General features: G+C 59.2%; 24 protein-coding genes. 6 read left to right on the forward strand and 18 right to left on the reverse strand.

The genetic code is table 11. The features are described 5' to 3' along the window. Positions 1 to 57: 57 nt before the first annotated feature. The 9 genes from JQ845_RS05435 to JQ845_RS05475 form a co-directional block, all read right to left on the reverse strand. Positions 58 to 1068 (reverse strand): YeiH family protein, encoded by a 1011-nt coding sequence (locus JQ845_RS05435; RefSeq protein WP_003445553.1) that lies wholly within the window; start codon positions 1066 to 1068, stop codon positions 58 to 60. Continuing rightward, a complete protein-coding gene (locus JQ845_RS05440; protein ID WP_202210729.1) occupies positions 1065 to 1388 on the reverse strand; it encodes a Rieske (2Fe-2S) protein in 324 nt (107 codons plus the stop codon). The genes JQ845_RS05435 and JQ845_RS05440 overlap by 4 nt, the downstream gene beginning before the upstream one ends. Then, positions 1385 to 2047 carry a DsbA family oxidoreductase gene (locus tag JQ845_RS05445; RefSeq protein WP_203008712.1) on the reverse strand — a complete coding sequence of 221 codons (663 nt, stop codon included), beginning with the start codon at positions 2045 to 2047 and terminating at the stop codon, positions 1385 to 1387. Before JQ845_RS05445 ends, JQ845_RS05440 begins: the two co-directional genes overlap by 4 nt. After that, positions 2044 to 3375 carry an MFS transporter gene (locus JQ845_RS05450; RefSeq protein WP_003445548.1) on the reverse strand — a complete coding sequence of 444 codons (1332 nt, stop codon included), beginning with the start codon at positions 3373 to 3375 and terminating at the stop codon, positions 2044 to 2046. Before JQ845_RS05450 ends, JQ845_RS05445 begins: the two co-directional genes overlap by 4 nt. A gap of 113 nt (positions 3376 to 3488) precedes the next feature. Then, entirely contained in the window at positions 3489 to 4541 is a 1053-nt protein-coding gene (locus tag JQ845_RS05455) for a beta-keto acid cleavage family enzyme (RefSeq protein ID WP_003445546.1), read from the reverse strand. Positions 4542 to 4618: 77 nt separating this feature from the next. Next, complete coding sequence (locus JQ845_RS05460; RefSeq protein ID WP_003445545.1) at positions 4619 to 5467, reverse strand: TauD/TfdA dioxygenase family protein; 849 nt, start codon at positions 5465 to 5467, stop codon at positions 4619 to 4621. A gap of 14 nt (positions 5468 to 5481) precedes the next feature. Then, positions 5482 to 6462, reverse strand: coding sequence for a quinone oxidoreductase family protein (locus JQ845_RS05465; RefSeq protein WP_003445544.1), 981 nt, complete (start codon positions 6460 to 6462; stop codon positions 5482 to 5484). 181 nt (positions 6463 to 6643) lie between these two features. Then, positions 6644 to 8008 carry an ATP-binding protein gene (locus JQ845_RS05470; protein ID WP_003445543.1) on the reverse strand — a complete coding sequence of 455 codons (1365 nt, stop codon included), beginning with the start codon at positions 8006 to 8008 and terminating at the stop codon, positions 6644 to 6646. Continuing rightward, a complete protein-coding gene (locus JQ845_RS05475; protein ID WP_003445542.1) occupies positions 8008 to 8718 on the reverse strand; it encodes a response regulator in 711 nt (236 codons plus the stop codon). The genes JQ845_RS05470 and JQ845_RS05475 overlap by 1 nt, the downstream gene beginning before the upstream one ends. 164 nt (positions 8719 to 8882) lie before the next feature. Between JQ845_RS05475 and JQ845_RS05480 the strand changes: the two genes are divergently transcribed. After that, positions 8883 to 9167, forward strand: coding sequence for a hypothetical protein (locus tag JQ845_RS05480; RefSeq protein WP_010656504.1), 285 nt, complete (start codon positions 8883 to 8885; stop codon positions 9165 to 9167). Between the two features lie 92 nt (positions 9168 to 9259). Then, on the forward strand, positions 9260 to 9913 hold the full coding sequence (locus tag JQ845_RS05485; RefSeq protein WP_010656505.1) for a DUF3313 domain-containing protein: 654 nt from the start codon (positions 9260 to 9262) through the stop codon (positions 9911 to 9913). Between the two features lie 176 nt (positions 9914 to 10089). On the opposite strand, the gene JQ845_RS05490 is transcribed toward JQ845_RS05485, so the two are convergent. From JQ845_RS05490 to JQ845_RS05510, 5 genes are all read right to left on the reverse strand, one after another. Further along, entirely contained in the window at positions 10090 to 11469 is a 1380-nt protein-coding gene (locus JQ845_RS05490; RefSeq protein ID WP_010656506.1) for an LLM class flavin-dependent oxidoreductase, read from the reverse strand. Positions 11470 to 11507: 38 nt separating this feature from the next. Beyond that, positions 11508 to 12353: an amino acid ABC transporter permease gene (locus JQ845_RS05495; protein ID WP_127195398.1), complete on the reverse strand. Its 846-nt coding sequence runs from the start codon at positions 12351 to 12353 to the stop codon at positions 11508 to 11510. Continuing rightward, a complete protein-coding gene (locus JQ845_RS05500; RefSeq protein ID WP_010656508.1) occupies positions 12350 to 13171 on the reverse strand; it encodes an ABC transporter substrate-binding protein in 822 nt (273 codons plus the stop codon). The genes JQ845_RS05495 and JQ845_RS05500 overlap by 4 nt, the downstream gene beginning before the upstream one ends. A 363-nt stretch (positions 13172 to 13534) precedes the next feature. Beyond that, positions 13535 to 14518 carry a c-type cytochrome gene (locus JQ845_RS05505; protein WP_203008713.1) on the reverse strand — a complete coding sequence of 328 codons (984 nt, stop codon included), beginning with the start codon at positions 14516 to 14518 and terminating at the stop codon, positions 13535 to 13537. Beyond that, entirely contained in the window at positions 14515 to 15180 is a 666-nt protein-coding gene (locus tag JQ845_RS05510; protein WP_003445527.1) for a c-type cytochrome, read from the reverse strand. The genes JQ845_RS05505 and JQ845_RS05510 overlap by 4 nt, the downstream gene beginning before the upstream one ends. A 384-nt stretch (positions 15181 to 15564) precedes the next feature. Between JQ845_RS05510 and JQ845_RS05515 the strand changes: the two genes are divergently transcribed. From JQ845_RS05515 to JQ845_RS05530, 4 genes are all read left to right on the forward strand, one after another. Next, positions 15565 to 16950 carry a GntP family permease gene (locus JQ845_RS05515; protein ID WP_003445524.1) on the forward strand — a complete coding sequence of 462 codons (1386 nt, stop codon included), beginning with the start codon at positions 15565 to 15567 and terminating at the stop codon, positions 16948 to 16950. 29 nt (positions 16951 to 16979) lie between these two features. After that, a complete protein-coding gene (locus JQ845_RS05520; protein WP_010656509.1) occupies positions 16980 to 18617 on the forward strand; it encodes an AMP-binding protein in 1638 nt (545 codons plus the stop codon). Next, positions 18614 to 19069: a MaoC family dehydratase gene (locus JQ845_RS05525; protein ID WP_003445520.1), complete on the forward strand. Its 456-nt coding sequence runs from the start codon at positions 18614 to 18616 to the stop codon at positions 19067 to 19069. The genes JQ845_RS05520 and JQ845_RS05525 overlap by 4 nt, the downstream gene beginning before the upstream one ends. Before the next feature lie 611 nt (positions 19070 to 19680). Next, positions 19681 to 20550, forward strand: a complete 870-nt coding sequence (locus tag JQ845_RS05530) for an isocitrate lyase/PEP mutase family protein (protein WP_003445517.1) — start codon at positions 19681 to 19683, stop codon at positions 20548 to 20550. Positions 20551 to 20628: 78 nt separating this feature from the next. Here the strand turns inward: JQ845_RS05530 and JQ845_RS05535 are convergent, their stop codons facing one another. The 4 genes from JQ845_RS05535 to JQ845_RS05550 are packed head-to-tail and all read right to left on the reverse strand — an operon-like array spanning position 20629 to position 25162. Further along, positions 20629 to 21264, reverse strand: a complete 636-nt coding sequence (locus JQ845_RS05535) for a DUF1120 domain-containing protein (RefSeq protein WP_161718664.1) — start codon at positions 21262 to 21264, stop codon at positions 20629 to 20631. A gap of 52 nt (positions 21265 to 21316) precedes the next feature. Further along, a complete protein-coding gene (locus JQ845_RS05540) occupies positions 21317 to 21877 on the reverse strand; it encodes a DUF1120 domain-containing protein (protein WP_203008714.1) in 561 nt (186 codons plus the stop codon). Next, positions 21878 to 24448, reverse strand: a complete 2571-nt coding sequence (locus tag JQ845_RS05545) for a fimbria/pilus outer membrane usher protein (RefSeq protein ID WP_203008715.1) — start codon at positions 24446 to 24448, stop codon at positions 21878 to 21880. A 33-nt stretch (positions 24449 to 24481) separates the two neighbouring features. Continuing rightward, the gene (locus JQ845_RS05550; RefSeq protein WP_160627623.1) at positions 24482 to 25162 is read right to left on the reverse strand and encodes a fimbria/pilus chaperone family protein; all 681 of its coding nucleotides are present in this window, start codon (positions 25160 to 25162) and stop codon (positions 24482 to 24484) included. Positions 25163 to 25203: the final 41 nt, after the last annotated feature.

Genomic DNA, 25203 nt, shown 5'->3' on the forward strand with positions numbered 1-25203 from the left:
AAAAAAACGGCCGCCGGTAATTAGCCGCGACCGTAAAAGGAGCAATTGCGTAACGGTTTACATGCCCCAGTGCATCAGTACCAGCACCAGGATGACGAGGAATATGGTTTCCCCCAGCATCAGTAAAATGGGTTTGATCCCCACTGCGGCCAGTTCCTTGAGCTGAGTTTTCATACCCAGGGCACTGATGGCCACCACCAGACTCCAACGGGACAATTCGTTGGTGAAGTTCTGCACTGCGGGGACCACCCAGCCGGTACTGTTGATACAGGCCAGTATCAGGAAGCCCACGGCAAACCAGGGCAGCAGTGGCGGCCGTTTGCCGGTGGGATCGGCTCCCTGCATGCGGGTAATCATGGCTGCGCACACAATCACCGGCAGCAGCATGGCTACGCGCATCAGCTTGACCACGGTGGCGGTATCGCCGGTCTCGGTCGACATGCTGTAGCCGGCACCCACCACTTGAGCCACATCGTGAATGGTGGCGCCAAGGAAAACACCGGCCATCTGGGGCGACAGCTCAAGCCAGTTGGCAATCATCGGATAGACGATCATGGCCATGGTCGACAGGGCTGACACACCAATTACAGTGAACAGCGTTGCCCGCTCCTTCTGCGGATGGTTAGGCAAAGCCGCGGCCAGCGCCAGTGCTGCCGAAGCCCCGCAAATCGCAGTGGCCCCGCCGGTGAGCATGCCGAACAAGCGTTGAAAGCCCATGGCTTTGGCGGCGACTACCGACACCAGGATGGTCACCACCACCAGGGTCACCACCAGCGCCACCGGTTTCCAGCCCATGGCGACGATCTGCTCCAGCGTAATGCGCATCCCTAACAGCGCTACGCCTATGCGCAACACCGTCCGCGCGGTGAACTCGATACCAGGCTTGCAGATGCTGTCCGCCGCTAGAAAATTCAACGCCATACCCAGCAACAGTGCGAACAGCATCACCGGGGCACCGTAGTGTTCGGAGAGAAAACTTGCTGCTGCAGCCACAATCAGGCTGACGATAAAACCGGGGGCCAGTTCACGCACGCGGCTGTGCGCCGCAGTGAGGGCAACCACACTCATGCTGCGCCCTCCCCGGCCATCACCACATATACCTGGCCGTTAACCACTTCCACCGGGTAGTTGGGGACTTTCAGGCCGGTGGTATTGAGCAGGTAGCCGCTGCTCAGATCAAAGCGCAGGCCATGGGCACAACACTGAATGACTCGGCCCTCCAGGCGGCCGGCACACAGAGATGCCCCCTGGTGCGGACAACTGTCGTCTATGGCATAGAGCTGGCCCGCGACATTGAACAACGCCAGGCTGTTGCCTTCGGCCTCGAACAGCGCCCGCTTATCAAGTGCCGGGACCTTTTGCGCAGGTACCGCTATGCGCCGGCTCATAGGCTTGATCTCCTGTTTGTGTCCTGCTCAAGGGCTTGCTCCATGGCCTGCAACAATAGCTGCGGCGGCTGCGCACCACTGACCTCGATGCGCCGGTTGAAGATGAAGTACGGCACACCTCTGGCAGGCATGCCGTTATCGTCCAGGGGCGCCGTATCAGCGCTCAGGCAGTCGGCCAAAGCGTCTTGCGGATAGCCACACTCCTGCGCCATGGCCAGCAGGACGGCCGGATCTGCGAGGTTTTTGCCGTCATGGAAATAGGCATCGAAGAGTTTTTCCAGCAAGGCATTGCGCCGGGCAGCTCCACCCAGTGCCGAGGCATGCTGCAACAGGCGATGGGCAGTGGCTGTATTGGGCATGACGTCGATACCGCTCAGATCAAGGCTCAGCCCGGCATCGGCCGCAGCCTGTTGTACCTGTGCCTGACGCATGCGTACAGCTTCGGCGCTGCCCAGGCGCTGGCGGTAAAACTCGGCAAATGGCACGCCCTGTGGCGGCAGGTGCGGCAATAACTGCACGCCATGCCAGGCAAGCTCCTGCTGCACATCCGGACGCCTGATTCGCAGCAGGTCAAGGGCGCGCTCCAGATGACGCTTGCCAATCAGGCACCAGGGGCAAATAAAGTCGAAGAACACATCGATACGCAAAGTGGCGCTCACGATAAGACCTCACACGGGGATTTGCCGGGCGCTTGAGCGACCTGCTCCTCCTTTGAACGGGCGACATCATTGAGATAGTGATGGCGGGTGTAGAAGAAGACTGCCGCTGCCGCAACACTCATCAGTGGTACCCACTGCAAGGCTGCATGCAGGCCGATAATGTCCGAGACCCGGCCGGTGATCAGTGGCCCCGGGGCCAGGCCCAGCAGGTTGTTGACCAGCGTCAGAGTGGCGAATGCGGTGCCGTGTACCGAGTAATGGGTCAGGTTCGCCACCATGGCTGCGGCTGTACCGTTGGTACCCGCAACCACCAGCATGCCCATACCGATCAACAGTAATTGCACGGGGCCTGGAGGTAGCAACAATGCCACCGAGAGCAACAGGCAACTGCTCAGGCAGTAAACAATGGATATTTCGATTTTGCGCAGCGGTGACTGACGGCACAGGCGATCACTGAGCATCCCGCACATGACGGCTCCGGCTCCGCAACACAGCACCATGATCGCTGCCACACTGCCTGCCCGGGCCTCGCCCATTGCGTAATAACGGTTGAGGTAGCTGGGCATCCACACGATCAGGGTGCCGGAAACAAAAATCTGCAAGCCACTGCCGATGTAAGCGCCAATCACAGAGCGGGTGCTGTACAAGGTGCGTAACGAATTTTTGAGCGCCGTCGGAGTCTTGCTGCGTGTGCGGTTCAGGCGTTGCGGGGAAATCCGCGACTCCTTGACGATGAGCGGATATAGAGCCGCCAGTATCAGGCCAAATAACGCCATGCTGGCGAATGACCAGCGCCAGCCCAGTTTCGCGGCAATCGCCCCGCCCAGGGCAATGCCCAGTACGGATCCAAACAGCCCGCCTGCCATAAAGGCGCTGGCCAGGGTTGCACGCATGGTTTTGGGAAACACCGATACCACTACGGCGATACCGACGCTGCCGTAGGCCGCCTCCCCGACACCCACCATGAAGCGCGCAATCAGCATGTGCTGATAGTTTTCTGCCAGGGCGCAACCCAGGGTGGCGAGGCTCCACAGCAAGGCCATCAGCGCCAGACTTCTAACGCGACCGAAGCGGTCGGCCATCAATGACAGGGGGAACGTCAGCAGACCGACCATCAAGGCGACAATGCCACTGAGCAGACCCAGTTGCCCGTCACTCAGTGCCCACTCCTGTTTCAAGGTCGGGAATACCGCGTTGAGGACCTGGCGTGACATGTAATCGGAAATCAACAAGCCAAACGTCAGAGCAAACACTATCCAGGCGTACCGGCGCGGAATACCGGCGGACGTATCTTCTTCATCGCCCACAGCACTGTGGTGATAGGCCATGCTGCCTCCTCGGTGTCTTGCACCTGTTTTGTTATTATTTTTTGGTATTGCGTAACGCTTGAAACTGAGCGGGGGCAAGACCCAAAGTGGTCCTGCCCCCCGATTTCTGACAATTAACCGCGTTGAGGTACACCTTTTTGCCCGGGCTTGCGGTTCGGTGCCATACCGTTGGCCAGCAGGGTCTGTTCAATGCTGTCGTACTGCACACCGATGCGATAAATCTCGCGCGCTTGCTTCCCGGTGGCAATTTCACGCCCCAGCTCGTGGGCGATACGCACTGTTTGCTGGATCTGCTGCACCGAGGTAAAGCGCTTTCCATGCTGGTCAATGATGGTGTCTTCAGTGCCCACACGCGCATGCAAACCCATGGCCAGAGCCATGGTGTTGAGGGGCAGCATATTCTTCATCAGCGACTCGGACGTCAAGGTGCAGCCATCAGGTACGCGATTGATAAAGTTGAACATATTGAACGGGTTGGGACCGTCGAAGCCGCCACCGATACCGATCCACGTCAGGTTCAGCGGGCCTTTATACAGACCTTTGCGCACCATTCGCTCAAGGGTTTCGTAAGAGTGAATTCCGGTCAGCTGGAAGTGCGGTTGAATGTTGTTGGCTTGTAGACGCTTGAGGTGCTCGGTCACCCAGGCCGGACCTGCCGGCACGGTCATTTCACTGTAGGCCGCTTCGATGATGGGGTCGGCCAGTGAGGTGCCTTCCCGATATTCGGGGTACAGCAACTCCATGATATTCATCTGAATGGTATTGATCGCCACGGTGACCTGGTCGGGCTTGGGCGACAGCTCCGCGAGCATGTGCCGGGTATCGTCGGACAGCCACAGGGCCGCCTCGCCATCGCTTTCCGGCGCAAAGGAAATCGAGCCCCCAACCTGAATGATCATGTCCGGAACAGCTTCGCGCACCCCGCCAATCAGTTCATTGAACTTGGACAAGCGCTTGGAACCTTTCCCGTCCAGCTCACGGACATGCAAGTGCAGCACGGTGGCGCCTGCTTCATAGCAGTCCACGGCTATTTGTACCTGCTCATCCATGGTTACCGGGATGTCCTGGGGGAAGTCTTCGGGCATCCATTCCGGGGCATAAGGGGCGACGGTAATGACCACCTTTTCCATGTTTTCCGGATGCAGGGAATCGTCGAAAAATTGCATGTTCGTCTCCTTGTTTTTATTTTTGCCTGCCCAACGGACGGTGCTGGTACGGGCGTTTACCTGATTACAGGGGGGGCTCAGTAGGTCTTTTCGCCGATGATTCCGGCGCGTTCCATTTTTCGATGGCAGGCGGGGTAATCCATCACTGCATAGTGCTGGGTACTGCGGTTATCCCAGATCGCGATGCTGTTGGGCTTCCAGCGCCAGCGCACCTGGTACTCGGGAATACTGGCCTGGCTTATCAGGTAGCGCAGGAGTTCGGGCGCGCCCTGGCTGAAGTCCTGGCCATAACGCACACGCGCAGCGGTGTGATAGTTGCTGAAGTGGGTGGTGAAACCATTGACGAACAACACCTTCTCACCGGTCTCTGGATGTGTACGCACCACTGGATGTTCTGCGTCCGGGTACTGGGCCTTGAGTGCCAGGCGTTTTTCGATGGGCATGGCGGCGCCGAAGGTCGCTTCGATGCTATGCCGTGCACGCAGGCCTTCAAGCTTGGCTTTGACATCGTCCGGCAGGCGCTCGTAAGCCACCACCATGTTGGCCCACATGGTGTCGCCCCCTACTGGAGGACACTCCACACAGCGCAGCACGCAGCCCATCGGCGGCGCCTCGCGCCAGGTGGCATCGGTGTGCCAGGAGTTCTCGTAACGGTCAACCGGGCTGTCGGGGTTTTTGTAGACTTGCACGAGCCCCGGGTGGTCCGGATGACTGCCAATCACGGGGTGGTCTTCCAGCTCGCCGAAGCGTCGGGCAAAGGCCACATGCTCGGCGCGGCTGATGTCCTGGTCCCTCAGGAACAGCACCCGATGCTTGAGCAGCTGGGCACGGATCTCTGCGAACAGACCCGCGTCATGTATGGCCTCGGCCAGGTTTACACCAAAGAGTTCTGCGCCGATATTGCAGCTAAGTTGCTCAACTTGCATGACTGACGCCCCCCTTAGATCACGAAGATTGAAGAGCCCGTGGTCTTGCGCGATTCCAGATCCCGGTGTGCCTGCACAGCGTCCTGCAAACTGTAATGCTGATTGATCTCGATCTTGATTTGACCGCTTCCAACCAGATCAAACAGTTCGCCGGCCAGATCGGCCTTTTCTGCCGGGTCAGCAATGTAATCGGCAAGTGCCGGACGAGTCAGGTGCAGCGAGCCTTTGATTGCCAGCAATACCGGGTCGAAAGGCGGGATAGGGCCGGATGCAGTGCCAACACAGACCATCAAGCCACGGCGCTTGAGGGAGTCCAGCGAGCCCGCGAAGGTGTTTTTGCCGACACTGTCAAACACCACGTTTACGCCAACGCCGCCGGTCAACTCACGTACCCGTTTGGCGACGTCTTCGTGGCTGTAATTGATCACATGGTCGCAACCATGGGCACGGGCTACCTCGCCTTTGGCATCGCTGGACACAGTGCCTATGACTTTGAGTCCCAGCAGTTTTGCCCACTGCGAAACAATCAGGCCGACGCCTCCGGCTGCGGCGTGCAGCAAGATACTGTCGCCAGCCTTGAAGTCATAGATACGGCGCATCAAATAGGCAGAAGTGAGCCCGCGCATGGTCATTGCGGCGGCGGTCTCAAATGAAATGCTTTCGGGCAGTTTGATCAGGGGCGCTGCCGAGATCAGGCGTTCTGTACTGTAGGCACCCAGGGTGTTGAGAAAGCCGGTGTAGGTGACACGATCGCCTACAGCTACATTGCTCACGCCCTCACCCACTGCCACTACGATGCCGGCAGCTTCCACGCCCATGCCATTGGGCATCGGGATCGGGTAAGTGCCGTTGCGAAAATAGGTATCGGCATAGTTCAGACCGACAGCGACCTGGCGCAGCCGAACTTCACCCGGACCCGGGTCGCCCACTTCGGCCTCTTCAAGGCGAAGAACCTCGGGACCTCCGGTTTCATAAAAACGTACTACTTGGGCCATGCTTATTTTTCTCCAATCAACGTTCTGGATGCGCTACGGCGATTTACGTTGATTGGAATGTAAGCTGCGGGTTGTCGGCGTGCTTCTCATCAGACGACAGCCTCTTTTCATTTCATGACAGGGATCCAAACCTGTCAGCTGTCTTGCTCCGGCTTTTAAGCGGCCCTGCAGTGATTTGGCTTCATGCTCCCTCAGCCGAACCGGTGCGTTTGATGGCGCCATGGGGCAACTCAACCTGCGCGATGAGTCCACCGCCCATACGGTTTCGCAACAGTAGCTCGCCACCGTGCTGGCGCGCCATTGCCCGGGCCGAGGACAGACCAAGCCCTACGCCACCGGAGTCGCGATTGCGCGAGGGCTCAAGCCGGAAGAACGGAACGAATACGTTCTCCAGTTCCGAATCGGCAATCCCCGGTCCTTCATCGCTTACCTCGATACACACCGAAGTCTGGCCATTGATCAGTTCGATGCGTGGATGCCGGGCATACTTCACGGCGTTTTCCAGCAAGTTGGCGGTCATTCGCTTGATGCCCACCGGGCGGCCGAAATACACCAGGTGGGCAGGCCCTGAAAAAACCACGTCGATACCCTGATCGCTGTAGTCATCGATGACCGTCTGCAGCAGTTCGGAGAGGTCAAAACTGGTGGCTTGCTCGCGCAGGGTCTCGTCGCGGAAAAAGCCCAGGGCGGAGTTGATCATCGATTGCATTTCATCGGTGTCGCGGATCAGTTTGCGTTGCTGGTCAATATCTTCAATGAACTCACAACGCAGCCGTATGCGGGTCAATGGCGCACGCAAGTCGTGGGAAATCGACGCCAGCATGAGGGTGCGTTCGGCAATGAATTGCTGGATTTTCGCCTGCATGGTGTTGTAGGCCATGATCGCCTGGCGTATTTCACGGGGGCCTTCGATGTCAATGGCGGGGGCATCAAGGTCGGTACCGAAGCGTTGTACGGCACTGGTAAAACGCTGCAGCGGGTCAGCCAGCTGGCGTGTGGCGAACCGCGCTACCAGCCAGGCGGCAAGAAGCCCCAGGGCAATAACCACGGCAAAACGCAACGCTGCACTCATTCCCCAACTGCGTTGCGGAGGGGTAAACGACAACCAGCTGCCGTCGTTCAGTTGCACCAGCATGGCATAACGCGCTTGCGGGCTTTCGCTAGGCCAGTTGGCGGGCTGGAAGACTTCTATCCTGTGTTCGGTATTGTCCAGCAATCGATGCAGAACCGGCGACTGGTTCTGGTCGATGGCGGTGCCGGTTGCCGGAAGTCCGAAGCTGCTCCGGTGTTCGCTCCATAGCACCCCGAGTGATGGATTGCTCGCCGCAGCCGACAGCTGCTCCCGCAGTTGTGGCGGAGCCGCCTGGATGATGCGGGTAGTGGTCGCGACCTGATCCAGCAAGCCGATTTGATCCACTGGCGGTTTGGCCCAGACCCCGGCGACCTGCACAAACAGGGCATAAAGCACCAGCGAAGCGAGCATCGCCGCGACAATGGTCAGGGCAATCCGGCGTCTGAGGGTGTCAGCGTGGGCAATCAGACTCATCACGTGCGCGTCACCTTTGCGTTGAACAGGTAGCCGCCATTACGCACGGTACGAATCAGGTCCGGACGCTTGCTGTCCGGTTCTATTTTGCGTCTCAGGCGGCTTACCTGCACGTCAATGCTGCGGTCAAAGGCTTCGTGATTATTGCCCCGCGTCAGGTCGATCAATTGTTCGCGGGAGAGGATGCGTTCAGGGTGTTCGAGAAAGACCACCAGTAAATCGAACTCACCGCCCGAGAGCGGAATCATGACATCGGCAGACGAACGCAACTCGCGGCGTGTTACGTCCAGGTGCCAGCCCGCAAAGCTGATCACCAGCCGTGTGTCTTCATTACGGGCTCTTACCGGATCACTGGCGCGACGTAGAACTGCCCGCAGGCGGGCCAGCAACTCGCGAGGATCAAAAGGCTTGGTCAGGTAATCATCGGCACCCAGTTCCAGGCCAACAATGCGGTCACTCAGCTCGCCCATGGCGGTCAGCATCACGATCGGAATACCGGTGTTCAGGCGTAATTTTTGACAGAGGCTGAGCCCGCCTTCTCCGGGAAGCATCAGATCGAGAATGATGAGGTCCGGCCGCTGGCGCCCGATGGCCGCCCACATGGCTTCTCCGTGGGTGACCAGTTCCACTTCATAAGCATGCAAGAGAAAGAACTTCTCCAGCAGTAATAGGATTTCCACATCGTCGTCGACGATCAGCAGCCTGCTCACATTAGCGATCCATGGGTAAATAAGGGGGGGCTATCTAAAACCATTCTGGCGTCAGGGTCATATATTTCAATCGTGAAACATTGCGCCTGTATGCGCATAAACCAGACATCTCCCGGCAAAACCCCTCAGGCAAACTGCGGGCAATTCATTCCGGGATGCCCTCGATGCCGACCTTGAGCAGCAAGGCCCAAAGCGCCAACGCTTTGATTCTGAACCAGCGCACCAGCAAAGTCTGGCGCACCGATCCAGTGCTTTTCCAGGAGTCTCGCCTGACGCTGTCCAGCGACCAGAAATCCATCGTTCTGGTCCGCTATATCGAGACTTACAGCCCGCAGTGCAGCCAGTGGGTGGAGTACTGCCACTCAATACCTGTTGCCGAGCTTACCCAATGGGTCATGGCCCATGGCGAACTGCATATAAATGGTTGCGAAAGCGGCACAGACGCTTGAGCACGACGTACATCCTTCATGAAAACACTCGCCCCGGGAACACCGATCCAATGCCAAGAAGTCTCTCGCTGCCGTTACTGGTAGCCCTGTGCATGTCACTCGCCGCTTGCGCCGGCAAAACCGTCTCTCCTGACGAATATTCTGGGTTTTTACAGGACTACAGCCAACTCACGGAAAAAAAATTGCCCTCTGGCCAACGGGTATTGTCCTGGGTAAACCCGCAGCGTGATCTCAAACATTACACCCGGGTGTATATCGAGCCTAGCCAGTACTACCTACCGCTGGTGCCGACCGACCGACGTTCACAGGCAATGCTCTCGGACCTGAGCCATTACTACGATGCTGCTCTGAAACAGGAGCTGGGCAAGGTCATGACCGTTGTCACGACTCCGGGCCCGGACACACTGATCGTCAGGCCCGCCATCATCACCGTGTCGGCCTCAACCCAGGGTTTGCGCTTTTATGAGTGGCTCCCCGTGACGCTGCTTGCCGCCGGCGTGAGTACGGCTATGGGCATCCGTGACCAGGACACACAAATCACCACTGAAGTCGCAGTTCTGGATGCCTGGGATCATGAGGTTGTGGCGCAGGTGGTCAGCAAAGGGGCCGGGCTGACGCTGAAGAATGACAAGCAGGCAATGAGCGTCGATGATTTCAAACCGGCACTCGATGGATCGGCCCTGGATATGCGCCAGGCCTATTTAGCCCACGCGCCCGATCTTGAGCCCTCGCCTTTATCGAAGTAGATGAACCATTGAAGCCAGGCTCCCACAGGTGTTGCTGCGCCGGGAGTCGTGTGGAGCTCCTGTGGGAGCTGGCTTGCCTGCGATGGCCGCTCCAGGTTTTACCTGATACACCGCGGTGCGTGCATCGCAAGCCAGCTCGCTCCTGCAGGGGGCGTGGATGACAATGGATCCGTTGCCTAACCCCGGTCGAAACGAAACGACGCGCCATATGCACTGGCCGGCAAATGACTGGCGCCGTCTGCCCGCAGTCGCGAACGCAAGGTACCCCGCTGGGGTTCGGTGCGATACAGGCCGCGCTTTTGCAACTCGGGAATAATCAGCTCGACAAAGTCTTCAAGGCTGCCGGGGCTGATCAGCGGGTTGAGCATGTAGCCCGTGGTCCCGCTGATCCGTGCGTGCTCTTCAATCTGCTCTGCAACCTGTTGCGGTGTACCCACCAGAATCAAGTCACTGCCCCGGGTGACGTTGGCAAAGCGCTGTTTGACGTCACCCGCAGTCAAGGGCTTGGCGCTGCCATCCGCTCGCATCACATAGGAGGTCATGCCTTCGGTGTGGGTGGACAGCGCATCACTGTCGGCGTAGCGACTGATGTCGATACCGGTATCACCGGCATAACTGACCAGTTGTGCCTGCAAGTGGTAATTGCTCTGCAGATGGTCGTATTTGCGCCGGGCTTCAATTTCAGTTTTGGCGGTGACAATGCGCAACACGGTCAGTGACTTGACGTCCTGTGCCGGGCGGCCGAGGGCCAGGGCCTGGGCCCGGATTTCTTCCAGTCCCTGGCGGATCTCGTGGGGGTTGGACTTGGCCACGAAGATCAGTTCGGCGTGCTTGGCCGCAAAGGCCCTGCCCCGCCCTGACCAGCCGGCCTGGATCAGCAGCGGTGTACGTTGCGGCGATGGCGAGGTCAGATGCGGCCCGGCTACCCGATAGTGTTCGCCGGCATGGTTGATCGGGCGCACGCGATCACCCCGGGCATACAGTTGGCGCGCCTTGTCGGCAACCACGGCATCATCGGCCCAGCTGCCCTCCCAAAGCTTGTAGGCCACGTCCATGAATTCTTCGGCACGCTCATAGCGATCATCGTGTTTGATCATCTGCTCCAGACCGAAATTGCGTGCGGCACTGGACAGGTACGAGGTCACGATGTTCCAGCCGATCCGGCCATTGGTCATGTGATCCAGGGTGCTGAAGCGCCGGGCATGGGTAAACGGATGCTCGTAACTGGTGGTCACGGTCACACCGAAAGCCAGATTTTCGGTGATTGCTGCCAGTGCCGGAATGATCATCAGCGGATCATTGGCCGGGGCTTCCACGGCCCATTTCATGGCGGCATCGGCATTGCCGGCAAACACATCGTAGAAGCCCAGCACATCGCCGAAAAACAGCATGTCCAGGTGAGCCTGATCGGCGATCCGGGCCAGGTTCGACCAATAGCCCAGAGAGTTGATGCTCAGTCGCTCGTCTGCCGGGTGGGTCCACAGGCTTGGCGCACCACCACAGCCGACACTCGCTTGCTCGTAGAGGGCAAACAACAGAGGTTTGGGATCGGACATCATGATTCCTGAAAAAATGGATTAAACAAGGGACTGCCTCAGCGCTGATTTTTGAAACCTTTGCCGTAGTGGCGCTCCAGGCGGTGCTGGAGCAGTTCGAGTCCGATTGACAGCAGCCAGTAGATAACGGCTGCGGTGGTGAGCATTTCGATATAGCGATAAGTGGAGCGGCCGTAGGACTGCGCCAGGAACATCACTTCCCAGACCCCCATCACCGAAATCAGCGATGAATCCTTTAGCATGGAAATGAACTGGCTGGTGGTCGGCGGGATAATCGTGCGCATGGCCTGGGGCAGGATGATGTGCACGAATGTCGCCGTCGGCGAAAGCCCCAGGGCCATGGCCGCTTCGCGCTGGCCGGGCGCCACGGTCATGATGCCGGCGCGAAAGATCTCGCTCAGGTAGGCCCCGTAGTTGAGCGACAGGGCAATGATCCCGGCGCTGATTGCACCTGGAACCACGCCGATCTGGGGCAAGCCCAGATAGATCAGCAGGATCTGGATCAGCAGCGGCGTGCCGCGGAAAAAAGAGGCATAGAAGCTGGCGATACCGAAGGCCACAGCGCTGCGTGACAGGCGCGCGAGGGCGGTGACAAAACCCAGCAGCAACGACAGCCAGATCGAACACAAACACAGAAACAAGGTGAGCGCGGCGCCTTGCAGGAAACCGTTGGGCCCCAGATGCAGGCCCAACAGGTTGGGCAATTTATCAACAATGATCGAGAACTTCAGATCAAAGCTCATGAAGAACATCACGCACAAACCGAGCAAGGCCGCCCAGGTCAGATACAACCGGGTGCGAAAGCCAAACAGCTGGCTCAGGCGCGACGCTGCGGTTTCGGGTAGTACCCCGGTCTTGGCGGGGTGTGGGTTGTGGGCTGTCATTGGCTGATATCGGCACCGATCCACTTCTGCGAAATTTTGCTCAGTGTGCCGTCGGCTTTCAGTTCACCAATGACTTCAGTGACCTTGGCACTCCACTGAGGATCGCCCTTTTCAATCGCCACCACATTGGGCTCTGCATACAGCGGGTCGCCGGCAATTTTGAAGCGAGGGTCATGGGCAATGCGTTCACGGGCGGTGATGAGGTTGGTGACCATCGCATCCAGGCGTACTCCGCTGCCCAGTGCCAGGTCCTGGAATGCCACTGTTTCATTATCGTACGGGGCGATCTGCACATTCTCGAACGGGTATTGCAGCGGTTTGTCCGTTGCCCCCTCGATCACCAGATCCTTGTTCAAATAGGCTTCATAGGTGGACGCGCTGCCCACGCCGACCTTCTTTGCGGACAAATCCTTGCCTGAAGCGATAGTGGTGTCCTGGGCATTGACCACGATCACCGCGGGCGACTGGTAGTACTCCACCGGAAAATCGAACACTTCGGCGCGAGCCTTGCTCGGCGTCATGGAGCACACGCAGATGTCGTAGCGCCCGCTCCAGCGGCCGGCTGCGATCACATCCCAGGAAGGCGTTTGCAGCTTGAGTTTCACCCCGAGCCGTTGCGCTACGGCCTTGGCGACATCAACATCAAAGCCGTCCAGCTGGTTCTGCTCGTTGAGAAAAGAGAACGGCGGATAGCTCTCCATCAGTACCCCTCTGAGCTCACCTTTTTCGGTGACGCGATCCAGAGTGGAGCCGGCAAAAGCGGTGGTGCAGGTTGCGAGCAAAGCGAGGCTAAAAGGTAAGAGCGCTGCGGTTTTCAAAGACAAATACTCCAATCTGTACAGAATGACCTGGATAGATTAAAACGCACTATAAATCGCTCTTGTACTTGTTTTATGGAATAAAAAGCTCGCTTCCAGCTATATCGCGTGACGGCTCGAAGCAGGCTTTGACCGGCTACCTCCAGTGGCTCTGCGCCTGCGCCCGGCGTTCTGGAACACCGTGACCGAGATCATTTGCCGTTTCATTGCGCTGGGTGCGTCGACTGTCCAGGGCGCACCGCCGAGCCCCGCAGCCAATAACCGGTCTGCAGCTCAACAATTTTTACTCCCGGATAGCTAGGCAACACTGTTTGATGCGCGACGCCGCGCTGATGCTTGGCGTCGCTAGGGGGATTGAGCCGCTTACTTGATACCCTGGCCCAGGATCACGCCATTGACCGACTCGCCGTACAGGTTAACGCCGTCGCCCTCATGGTATTTCTTGCGGGTTTTTTCAACCGAGTTGTCCACCAGACGCGGATCCTGAGGCCGCTCCTGGCTATTGATGTAGGCGGCTACATCCCAGGCTTGAGCATCGGTCAGCGAACCGCCCTTGCCCAGCGGCATGTTTTGTTTGATAAACCCGGCGGCCGTATTGATACGGTGCATCCCCGCACCCCAGTTGTAAGAATCCTTACCCCACAGTGGTGGAAACACGTAGGTATCAGCAGACTTTTGCCCCTGCCCTTCTGCGCCATGGCAGATAGAACATTGATCGGCATAAATCTGTTTGCCTTTGACCAGGTCATAGCCTTTTTCCGGTGCAGGAATGACCGGGTACAGGCGCCCGGGCAGATCCACGCCCACAGGCGCCGTGGTCGCCAGCCAGTAGGCATAGGTGCTCAAGGCCTTGATCACATGACTGTCACTGGCGGGTGCCTTGCCATTCATGCTGAATTCAAAGCAACCCTGCATGCGCTCGGCAAAGGTATTGACCTTGTTGTTCTTTTTTCGATACGCCGGGTACATGCCATAAGCTCCCCAAAGCGGAGCGGACCCTGCCTTGCGACCTTGATCCAGGTGGCAATTGGTGCAGTTGAGGCCGTTGCCGACATAGTCAGCGGCATTTTTCTGGGTATTGACGAAAATATCTCGCCCTTCGCGCACCAGCACGCCAAAGGCGTTATCCGGCAACTCCGACTCCTGGGGCGGGGTAAATACCAGTGGGCCGGAAGGCTTGGCCGGCGCAGCCGCCACGCCAGCGTCAGGGTGCGCATCAGCCACCCCGGCAGCGGCGCTCGGGGCCTTGGCCACGGGTGTCATGCCGCGCTCTTCGTACCAGGTTTTGGCAGCCAGAAGCGGTACGGCGACGACAACGGCTATCAGTACTTTGGCAGGAAAGTTCATTGTTTGGCTCCCCCGCTCAGGCTGGCGAAATAGGTGGACAGATCTTTGATTTCGGCATCGGTCAGGGAGCGCGCGATATGGCCCATCAGGTCATTGGGGTCATTCTTGCGGGTACCACTGCGCCACGCATTCAACTGGGCTGCGATGTAAGTCGCGGACTGCCCCAGCAGCGGAGGAAAACTCTGGCCAACGCCAGTGTCACTCACGCCGTGACACGCGACACAGGCCGGAATATTGCGACTCCAGTCGCCCTGCTTGACCAGTTTTTCCGCTGCCCCGCCAACACTGCCGGTGGCGGCTAAATCAACCGCCGGGGCCGGGACAGCCATGGTGCTCAGGTAGCTGGCAACTGCCTGTTCTTCGCTTTCGCTGAGGGCTGATGCGATGGGTTGCATCACCGCGTTGGCCCGTTTGCCGGAGCCAAAGTCCTCAAGCTGCTTGACCAGATAACCCTGGGGCAGCCCCGCCAGACGCGGGAAACCTGCGCTATCGGTACCCAGGCCATTGGCGCCATGACAGGTGGTGCAGGCCATGGCTAGCGGGGACTCGCCCCCCTGGGTGTAGATTTTTTGTCCTTGTGGATCGGCATTTGCCGCGGTCGCCAGCATAAAAACACAGGCGCTTACGCTGGTCTTGAGGCGGACTCTCGTTGCAAGACTCATGGTTCTGGACTCCTTCTTATTGGCTAATTCACGGCGTCAACCCACCTCGTGCAAGGTGTGTGAATTGAAAGCGACTGATTGCGCCGTAATATTTTTTAGGAATATCTTTATACCTAAAAGTAACACTGTCAATTTGCCCTGCTCTCCAGACCACGTGTTCAGCTGCTCTCACTCCACAGAACCTGCCGCCCATGGGTCAAATAAACCCCTACTGAGTAGGTATATACGACTCTGGGCGCCGCACATTTGCAGTCGTCGTTTATGAGTGAACACGACCCGGGGGCCCGGGCCGGTTGACAGGCCATTGCCCCTGCACTAGGTTGACGCAAACGTAAACGTCAGGCAGCAACGCACGCCAAAACAATAATTATAAGAGAGCCACCCATGAGCACGATGGCGATACTGATATCCCTTCTGTTGTTGATGTTTCTCGCCTACCGGGGCGTGACCGTACTGATCCTGGCACCGCTGATGGCAGCTCTGGCGGTACTGCTCAGCGGTGGCGCGACGCACATCATGCCCACTTACACCCAGCTGTTCATGAAAGAGCTGGGCCTGTACCTGATCAAGTTCTTCCCTCTGTTCATCCTCGGCTCGCTGTTTGGCAAGCTGGTGGCTGACTCAGGGGCCGCGCATACCATTGCCGACTGGTTCATGCGGCGCCTGGGCCGGCGCCATGTGATTCTCACGGTAGTGCTGGCCTGCGCTCTGCTGACATACGGAGGCGTGTCGCTGTTTGTGGTTGCTTTCGCCGTGTATCCGATCGGAGCGGTGATTTTTCGCGAGTCCGGCACTCCCAAACGCTACATGCCTGCCGCCATCGCCCTGGGTGCCTTCACTTTCACCATGACCGCCCTGCCCGGCGCGCCGTCGATCCAGAACGCCATTCCCACGGCCTACCTCGGCACCACCACCTTTGCCGCACCGGGCCTGGGCATCATCGCTTCGGTAGTGATGTTGTGGCTGGGCACCTGGATCTTGCAGTCACGGGCGCGCAAGGCGATGGCCAACGGTGAAGGCTACGGTGACCATGACATTGAAATCCCGTCGAACGACGCAGTACCCAGGCCCGGACTGCTGGTAGCGCTGCTGCCCATCATTGTGGTGATCGGCCTGAATGCGGCCTTCAGCTACTGGATTCTGCCTTCGCTGGACCTCAGTGTTCTGCGCGAGGAGCGCTTTGGCAGCATCGATCCGGCCAGCGTGGTGGGACTCTGGTCGGTATTGTTGGCACTGATGTGCGCCATCGTGTTCGTGATCGTGCTCAACTGGAAGCGCTGGGACAACCTGACGACCACCATCAACAAGGGCAGCCTTGGCGCAATGCTGCCCATCTTCAACACTGCCTCGGAAGTGGCCTATGGCGCGGTGATCGCCGGCCTGGCCGGTTTTGCGGTGATCAAGGCTGCCATTCTCAATTTTTCGCCGGAGCACCCGCTGATATCCACCGTCCTCAGCATGAACGTGCTGGCGGGAATCACCGGTTCCTCATCCGGCGGTCTGAGCATCGCCTTCCGCACCCTCGGCAGTGATTATCTGCGCATGATCGAGGCCGCCGGTATCAGCCCGGAACTGTTTCACCGGGTGGCCACCATTGCTGCCGGCGGCCTGGATACCCTGCCCCACTCGGGAGCAGTAATCACCCTGCTGGCAATCTGCGGCCTCAGCCACCGCCAGTCATACCCGCAAATTTTCATGATGACGACCGTGGTACCACTCACTGCCTTGCTGGTGGTGCTGGTACTGGGCTCGACGTTCGGCAGTTTCTGATCCAGGCCTACCACCAGAAGGATTTGACCATGACTACCCCGCACGCCGCTGTCAGACACCCGCAGTGGGAGACGGCCCCGCGTTTCAACATCGCCCGGGCCTGTTGCGACCGCTGGGCCGCCGAACCCGGGCGCATTGCGATTATTCAGAAAAACGCCGATGGCTCGGTACAGCAGCACAGTTTCCTGACCTTGCAACAGCAAGCCAACCGCCTGGCCAACAGCTTGCGCGAACAAGGTGTGCAGCCCGGCGACCGGGTCGGGATCATGCTGCCCCAGGGGCTGGAGGCCGGAACCGCACACATTGCCCTGTACAAGCTGGGGGCAATTGCGGTTCCGCTGTTCAAGCTATTCGGCAGCGATGCCATCGAGCATCGCGCCTCAAACTGTTCAATGGGTGTGCTTATCACTGATAACAGCGGCCTGCAAAAGATTGAAAAGGTATGGGCCCGTCTCCCCGATTTGAAGCTGTGCTATGTCATCGACCCGGTCACGCAGCGGGCCGGGGTGCTGGATTATCATGCCCGGCTCAAGGACCAGAGTGACCAGTTCGAGACCCTCGACACCGGCGCTGAAGACCCGGCCCTGATCATCTATACCTCCGGCACTACCGGTCACCCCAAAGGTGCACTGCATGCCCATCGCGTATTGCTCGGCCACTTGCCGGGGGTACGCAGCTCCCACGACGACTTCCCCCAGCCCGGCGACCGGATGTGGACCCCGGCTGACTGGGCATGGATTGGCGGCCTGCTGGACGTACTGTTGCCTGCCTGGTACCACGGCGTACCGGTGGTGGCCTACCGTGCCGAAAAGTTCGTCGCTGAAGAGGTGTTCGAGCTGATTGAAGAACTGCAGATCAAAAATGTCTTTTTCCCGCCGACCGCACTCAAGCTATTACGTCCTGTAGAAAACCCGCAGCAACGCTGGCAGCTGGCACTGCGCTCGGTTGCCAGCGGCGGCGAGTCGCTGGGCGACGAATTGCTGGCCTGGGGCGATCAGGCACTGGGGGTGCGGATCAACGAATTCTATGGCCAGACCGAATGCAACCTGGTGGTGTCCTCCTGCGCCTCCCTGGGTGTCTGCCGGCCACATGCAATAGGTCGGGCCGTCGAAGGTTTCAACGTTGCCATCATCGACGACTACGGGGTGGTCGTACCCACCGGGGACTCGGGGCATATTGCCGTGGCGACGCCCAACGGCAGCCAGATGCTGCGCTATTGGCAGAACACTGCGGCCACTGAAGAGAAATACCTCAACGGCTGGCTGGTGACCGGCGACAAAGGCTCGATGGATGAAGACGGCTATATCTTCTTTCTCGGGCGCAACGATGACGTCATCACCAGCGCCGGCTATCGCATCGGCCCGACGCCGATCGAAGACTGCCTGATCAAGCATCCGGCGGTAAAAATGGCTGCGGCTATCGGCAAGAAAGACCCGATTCGCACTGAAGTGGTGAAGGCATTTGTGGTCCTCAATGCCGGCTATGCCGCCAGCGCCGAGACCGTAGGGCAACTGCAGGCCCATGTCCGGGCCCAGCTGGCTGCCCACGAATACCCCCGGGAAATCGAGTTCCTCGACGAACTGCCGATGACCACCACCGGCAAAATCATTCGCAAGGCCCTACGCGAACGCGAAGAGCACCGAACAGCCATGGAGCTTGATGTATGAACTTTGTAGGAAAAGCATTCGACGAAATCACCGAGGGTGAGACCTTTGGCCAGTCGCTGACCATCGACGCCTCCCATATCAGTCGTGCCTGCGGCATGTTTGGCGACTTCAACCCGTTGCACAGCGATGCCGAATTCTGCGCCGCCAGCCGTTTCGGCCGGCCAATCCTGCACGGGCCCATGACCGGCGCCTTTATGTCGGCCTCCATCGGCATGTACTTCTACGGCACAGCCGTGGCTTACCTTGAACATAATTGCCGGTTCGTCGCCCCGGTGTTTGCCGGGGACACTCTGAGGGTGCAATGGACCATCACCGAAACCCTGAACAAACCCAGGAGCAACGGCGGCATTGCCGTACTCACCGGCCTGTGCAGCAACCAGCGCGGCGAGCAGATCGCCGAGGCCAGCGGCAAGATCCTGCTCAGTAACCGGGCAGTGATGGATGCACGCTGACACTACAGATCAATGGCCAGGCTCGCTGCGCTTGTTGCATGCCGATATGCCGCTTACACCCTGTGGGAGCTGGCTTGCCAGCGATGGCGGTGTGTCAGTCATTACATCCGGCAATGACATTGCGCCATCGCGAGGCAAGCTCGCTCCTACAAATGCCGCTTACACCCTGTGGGAGCTGGCCTGCCAGCGATGGCGGTGAGTCAGTCATTACATCCGGCAAGGACATTGCGCCATCGCGAGGCAAGCTCGCTCCTACAAATGCCGCTTACACCCTGTGGGAGCTGGCTTGCCAGCGATGGCGGTGTGTCAGTCATTTCATCCGGCAAGGACATTGCGCCATCGCGAGGCAAGCTCGCCCCCACAAATGCCGCTTACACCCTGTGGGAGCTGGCTTGCCAGCGATGGCGGTGTGTCAGTCATTTCATCCGGCGAGGACATTGCACCATCGCGAGGCAAGCTCGCTCCTACACTTGCCAGGAGCAAAGCCAGCGCCTGGCGCATACCCCATGCTTAAACGTCATGATCCCCGGTTTTCTTGCGTGATAGTCTTGCCGCACTATGAACAGCGGGCATTGATCGTATTTTGACGATGGCCAGAACCAGGAAAGAACATGTCCAAAATTTCCCACTCAGATCTTCGTCGCAATTTTCGTGAACTGCTGGCCACGCCAATGTGCGTCGAAACTGCTTCTGTTTTCGACCCCATGTCCGCCCGCATCGCTGCCGATCTTGGCTTTGAGGTCGGCATCCTGGGCGGCTCGGTAGCGTCGCTGCAGGTACTGGCAGCCCCCGATTTTGCGTTGATCACCCTGAGTGAGTTCGTTGAACAGGCCACCCGCATCGGCCGCGTGGCCCAGTTGCCCTTCATAGCCGATGCCGACCATGGCTATGGCAATGCCCTGAATGTGATGCGCACCGTCGAAGAACTGGAGCGCGCCGGGGTTGCGGCACTGACCATTGAAGACACCCTGCTGCCCGCCCAGTTCGCGCGCAAATCCACTGACCTGATTTCCATCGAGGAAGGCATTGGCAAGGTCAAGGCCGCCCTGGAAGCCCGTGTCGATCCCGGTCTCTCAATCATTGCCCGGACCAATGCCGGGGTGTTGCCAACCAGTGCCATCATCGAACGCACCCTGGCCTACGAGAAAGCCGGTGCCGATGGTATCTGCATCGTCGGCATCAAGGACTTCGAGCACCTTGAGCAGATCTCGGAAAAACTCAGCGTGCCCTTGATGCTGGTGACTTACGGCAACCCCGAACTCAATGACAGCCAGCGCCTGGCAAGTCTGGGCGTGCGCGTGGTGGTGGCCGGACATGCAGCCTACTTTGCCGCCATCAAGGCCACCTACGACAGCCTGCGGGCCCAGCGCCAGCTGACCCACAGCACCTCCAATCTGAGCGCCACAGAATTGACCCACACCTATACGCTGCCGGAAAACTATGTGGCCTGGGCCAAGGAGTTCATGGATGTACAAGAGTGATCAGTGCTCGCCTCGCTACGCCAACCAGTAACCACCCGCACACGCTTCGGCGTCTTGTACTGCTGACCGGCCAATGGCCTACAGGTAGATGATCTCCACCGTTGCGCTGGCGTCTAGCTGGATCACCCGGGTCTGGTCCAGAGTATCGAGCGGCGCAATGCGCGTGCTCAGCAGCAACTGTCCGGAGTAACTGGCAAATGCCCCGAGGGTGCCGGTTCCGGGAGCGGCAAATGCCAGTACGAAACGGTTGTCGACGATACCAGTGAGGTTGGGTATCCAGGTGGTACCTCCTGTCTGCCTGGAGATGGCTGATACGGTTTGCCCGTCAGCCACAGTGGCATCACCGTAGAGGATCTCCAGGCTGCCAATCGGCGCACCCCGGCCATCCTTGCCCATGCTGAAATACTGCGTGCCCACAGGCAGGCTGCCATAGGCGGCGTGGTTGTCGGTCCATTGCAGGCCAACCGGCACCGCATACCCGCAACTGATCGACCAGCCCAGGTTCCTGGCCGGCAACAGGGTTTCACGGCTGCTATCGGCGTTCAGGTCACTGCGCTGCAGCACCCCGTAGTCAACGTGACCGCCATTCTCCAGACGGATATCACAGGCCGCGGGGTGAGTGGTGGCGCTAATACTCAGGTCTACGCTGGAGGCACTCTGTGCAGTGCCCGCAACAACCAACAACAGCAGGAGCAAGCTAGTTAAGGGACGCATAAAATCACCTGTTGCAAAATTTGATGAGGCCAAGGGGCATAAGCATGGCGGCTCATGTTGCGCTGACGTCGATGCGCAACTGCCCCTCGTGGGTTTTGGCATCCCGCGAGCGCATGTCACTCAACGGCAGCTCCGGCACAATTTCCAGGCTCAGCACCAGGCTCTTGCCGCGTGCCGGAAGGCCGCCTTCGACCGGAACGATGATATCGCCCGGTGCGCTCGCCAGACTCTCCAGACCGACCCCCGTAGCCCCCAGATCACTCAGCCTGGCCAGGCCGACCGGGCGGCCATCCAGTTGCGCCCGGCTCATTTGAATGCTGACCTGGCCTTGATCACTGAACTTCATCCGGTTCGATTGCACGGGCCCGTGCAGGCTCAACTCGATGGCCGAATCTGCCAGGCAATTGGCGTTCAGGCGCACCTCGCGCCGGTCCAGAAGGTGCCTGGCCTGCGGTGTTACGGCACCGGACGGGTGTTGCTGAGGGCCGTAATCGAGATGCTGGCTGCTCAAGGTGATTTCGCAATCGCTGGCCTGCAAGTGCGGGCTGCACCCCAACAGGAGCAACAGTAATGAGACCGGGAGCAGCTTGCGGCGAGGGTCCGGAATAGTCATTTACAGGGTTCTCCCATTGGCGGCCAGCATGGCTTGTGGCTCAGAGGTACAGCTGGCATTGAGGGTTTCGAAATAGCTTTCCAGGTCTTGCTCCTCGGGGACCTCGAAGCTCAACTCGCAGGACTGATCGTCGCTGTGCTCAATGCGCAGCGGTGTGGCATGTTCCAGGTGGTTCAGGTACACCTGGCCGTCATCGATGACGCTGGTGACAAAGCCGCCATTGGCATCCACGACACTGGCGCCCTTGGCCGGAACACCGCCCTTGGCATCCATTACCGTCAATAGAACCCGCCGGCTCTTGAGCACTTCAAAATCCATCCGGTGTACCGAACCACGGGCCGCAGAGAGCATCTGGTGGCCATTGCGGATATCGATGTTGCGTGGCAGATCCTTGGTTTCCACTTCCACCCTGGTCGAGCTGTACGGGTTAAGGCTGGCGATCACCGCACGCCCCGCGCCATCGGTCCACACCGGACCGCTCGGGGTCTGCAACTTGATCCCCGCAACATCCCCTACCGAGGCAATGGCAAAGCTGTCGCGCACCGGATGCGGCGACAGCGTCACACCCTGCTCATGCACCACTACCCCGCCGCTGGCCCGCAGGTTATAGCTGCGGCTGTCGTCGCTGGTGGAAACCCCGGCTGAGGTCTGGGCATAAGGGGTCAGCAGGCTGGCGTTGGCAGATAACTGCTGGCTGACGTTTTCCACTTCGCGCTCCACTGCCAGGTTGTAATTGAACCGTTCAAAACTGCTGTCATTGAAGCTGGCACCGTAGCGGGTGCGATCCGAACGCTGGCTGGCGTAGGCCCGGGTGCTGCGGCCGCTGCCCAGGGGCACGCTGACCGACAAGTAGAGTGCCGTTTGTGGCCCTTCATTGCGTGAGCGCCGGGTCTGCTCCTTGCGGTTCAGGTTACGGGTGGTCTTTTCCACACTGGCGTTAACGCTGAAACGCGGGAATGACTTGCTCCAGCTGGCGCTCAGGTACTCGGAGCTGTGCCCGGCAAACGTGCGGGAGGTCGACCAGGTGCTGCTGAAACTGCCCAGCACCGGATCGCTCCAGGCGGCCGATACGCCGTACTGGGAGCGGGCCAGCCCGCTGGAGTCGTACTCGTTATACCGGTTAGTGGTGTCCAGCAGGTCACGGTAGCCCTGGCTTTGCTGGGTGGTGTTGAGGTTGACGCTGATTTTTTCGCTGACACGGGTACTGAGGCTGGCACTGACCTGCCCGCCTGCGCCCTTGACCTTCGGCGCCTTGGACGCCACGGTGCGCACCGTCAGTGCCGTGGTGGGGCTGAGCACTGAATCCAGCTCCAGTGCCAGGGCCTGATAATTGTTGTCGGCCAACATGGCGCCGGCAGAAATTTTGTTGCTGGAACCCAGCAGCCAGCCGTCGCTGGCCGTGGCAATCAGGGGTTTGGCCCCGCCGCTGCTGCTGTCGAAGGTACGCAGCTTGCCCACGGCAAGGGACATTCCCGGGGTCGACAACGAGGTGCGAATCAGCGATGCGGCGGCCACCGTAAAGCGCTGCTCCTGACCATCGGCTTCGATCACCCGCACATCAAGATCCGTGTTGCTGTTGAGCAAACGGATATCCGACAGCCTGAACGGCCCGGCCGGCACTACCGTGGTGTAGAGCAATGCACCGGCCTGGCGCACTTCGACCCGGGCCTGGCTTTGCGCGATGCCGTCAACCGTGGCGCCCTGGCTACCGCTTTTCAGGGCCGACTCGGGCACCAGTTGCAAGCCGGTGATGGGCGCACCGGCCACCACCGAATCACTGATATTGATCTCGCCCACTTGCAGGGTGCGGGCCTGTTCGACAAAGGTGGTCTGGCCGTAGGTGTAGAGGGTCTGGAAGTCATTGCCGTTATCATTGGCGGTAAACGACTGGCTGCTGCGCACTATCCAGTCACCCAGGTTAAAACCCAGCTCGGTATTGGCCGAATGATAATTGCTGGAGTAACTGCCGGACTGCGAGGTAAAGGTCTGCAGTTCATAATTGATCAGCGCCCCGGCACCGCCGCTCTGGTAGATGCCACGGTCCACCGCCTCCGGGCGCAGGGCATCGTGACTCACCACCAGCCGCACTTGCTGGCTGTTGGGTAACAATTCGACTTCGGTTTGCGGCCAGGCACCGGCAAAGTCGTAGCAAATAGCCTGGATATCCGGACTTTGCCCCGGGTTTATCTGCCATTGCGCCTTGGGGATTTTCAATCCCGCCTGATCCAGCAACCCACGGTTGAAGCACAACTGGCCTTCATCATCGAAACGGGCTTCGACCTGGCCGCGGGGGTTACCGTTGACCCATAACTCTACCCGTCGATTGCCAGAGCCGAATCGCGGTGCGGCGGCAAAATACTGTGCCACAGCCGGGTCGATGCCCCGGTGCTTGAGCATTTGCACATCAAATTGCGCCAGCAGCTCGGCAGGCTCAAGACGGGTATGGGCACTGTCGGTTTGCTTGGCAAGTGCCTCAACACTCAGCAAGGCCAAAGGGGCCAGCAGGCTCGAAGGTCTCAGGTGGCGAAACAGCGCGCCACAGACACGCGCTGCCATGGGCTTCAAAATCATCCAGGACATCCTTGACATACTAAAAACAGAGGATCAGTTCAGGGGGGCGGTAAATGCGTTGACGGCAAATCCGTAAATACTGGCCGGGGTGAATTGCACCGAAGTCAGCGATTCAGGGCTCTGCTCGGGGAGTTTCACGCTGAGGGTCTGGCCCGGCAAAATGTAGTTATTGGGCAGTTCAGCCGCGGTCTTGCCTGGCAGCAGGGTCAGTTGCTTGGTCAGGCGCACCACATACGGGCTGTCGTTATTCACCGTCAGGGTATTGCCGGAGCGGGTCCACTTGAGCAGTACCCAGGGATCGTTTTTCATGGGCAGACCTTCGGGATGGATAATCACCGGCAGGTTCTGGCGTACGTTCATGGTGACCGTGGATTTGGCGTCGGTTTTCTTTTGCGGGATGCCCTCGAATATCACGCGCTTCAGACGCTGGGTGGTGACCGGCGTGCGCGCCTGCAGGATAAAACGCACCAGCTGTTTTTGCCCCGGTTCGACGCGGGTCAGGGGCGGCGTTACCACCAGCAGGGTTTCCTTGTCTTCGGCAATGTTTTGCAGAGAGCTATGCAGCAGTGCGGCCTGGGCATCGGTATTGGTGACATTGATCCGGCCTTCGCCGTCAGCCACCTGGACAATCACGACGGTGGTGTCGGGGACCATGCCGGCGGCCTGGACTGGCGGCAACCAACTGGCCAGGGCCAGGATAAAAAAGCTGAGCAAGCATCTGGGGCTCTGTAGGCGAAATAAAAACATGGGCACGA

Origin of the sequence: Pseudomonas paraversuta (assembly GCF_904063065.1) — a bacterium.
Taxonomy (GTDB): Bacteria; Pseudomonadota; Gammaproteobacteria; order Pseudomonadales; family Pseudomonadaceae; genus Aquipseudomonas; species Aquipseudomonas paraversuta.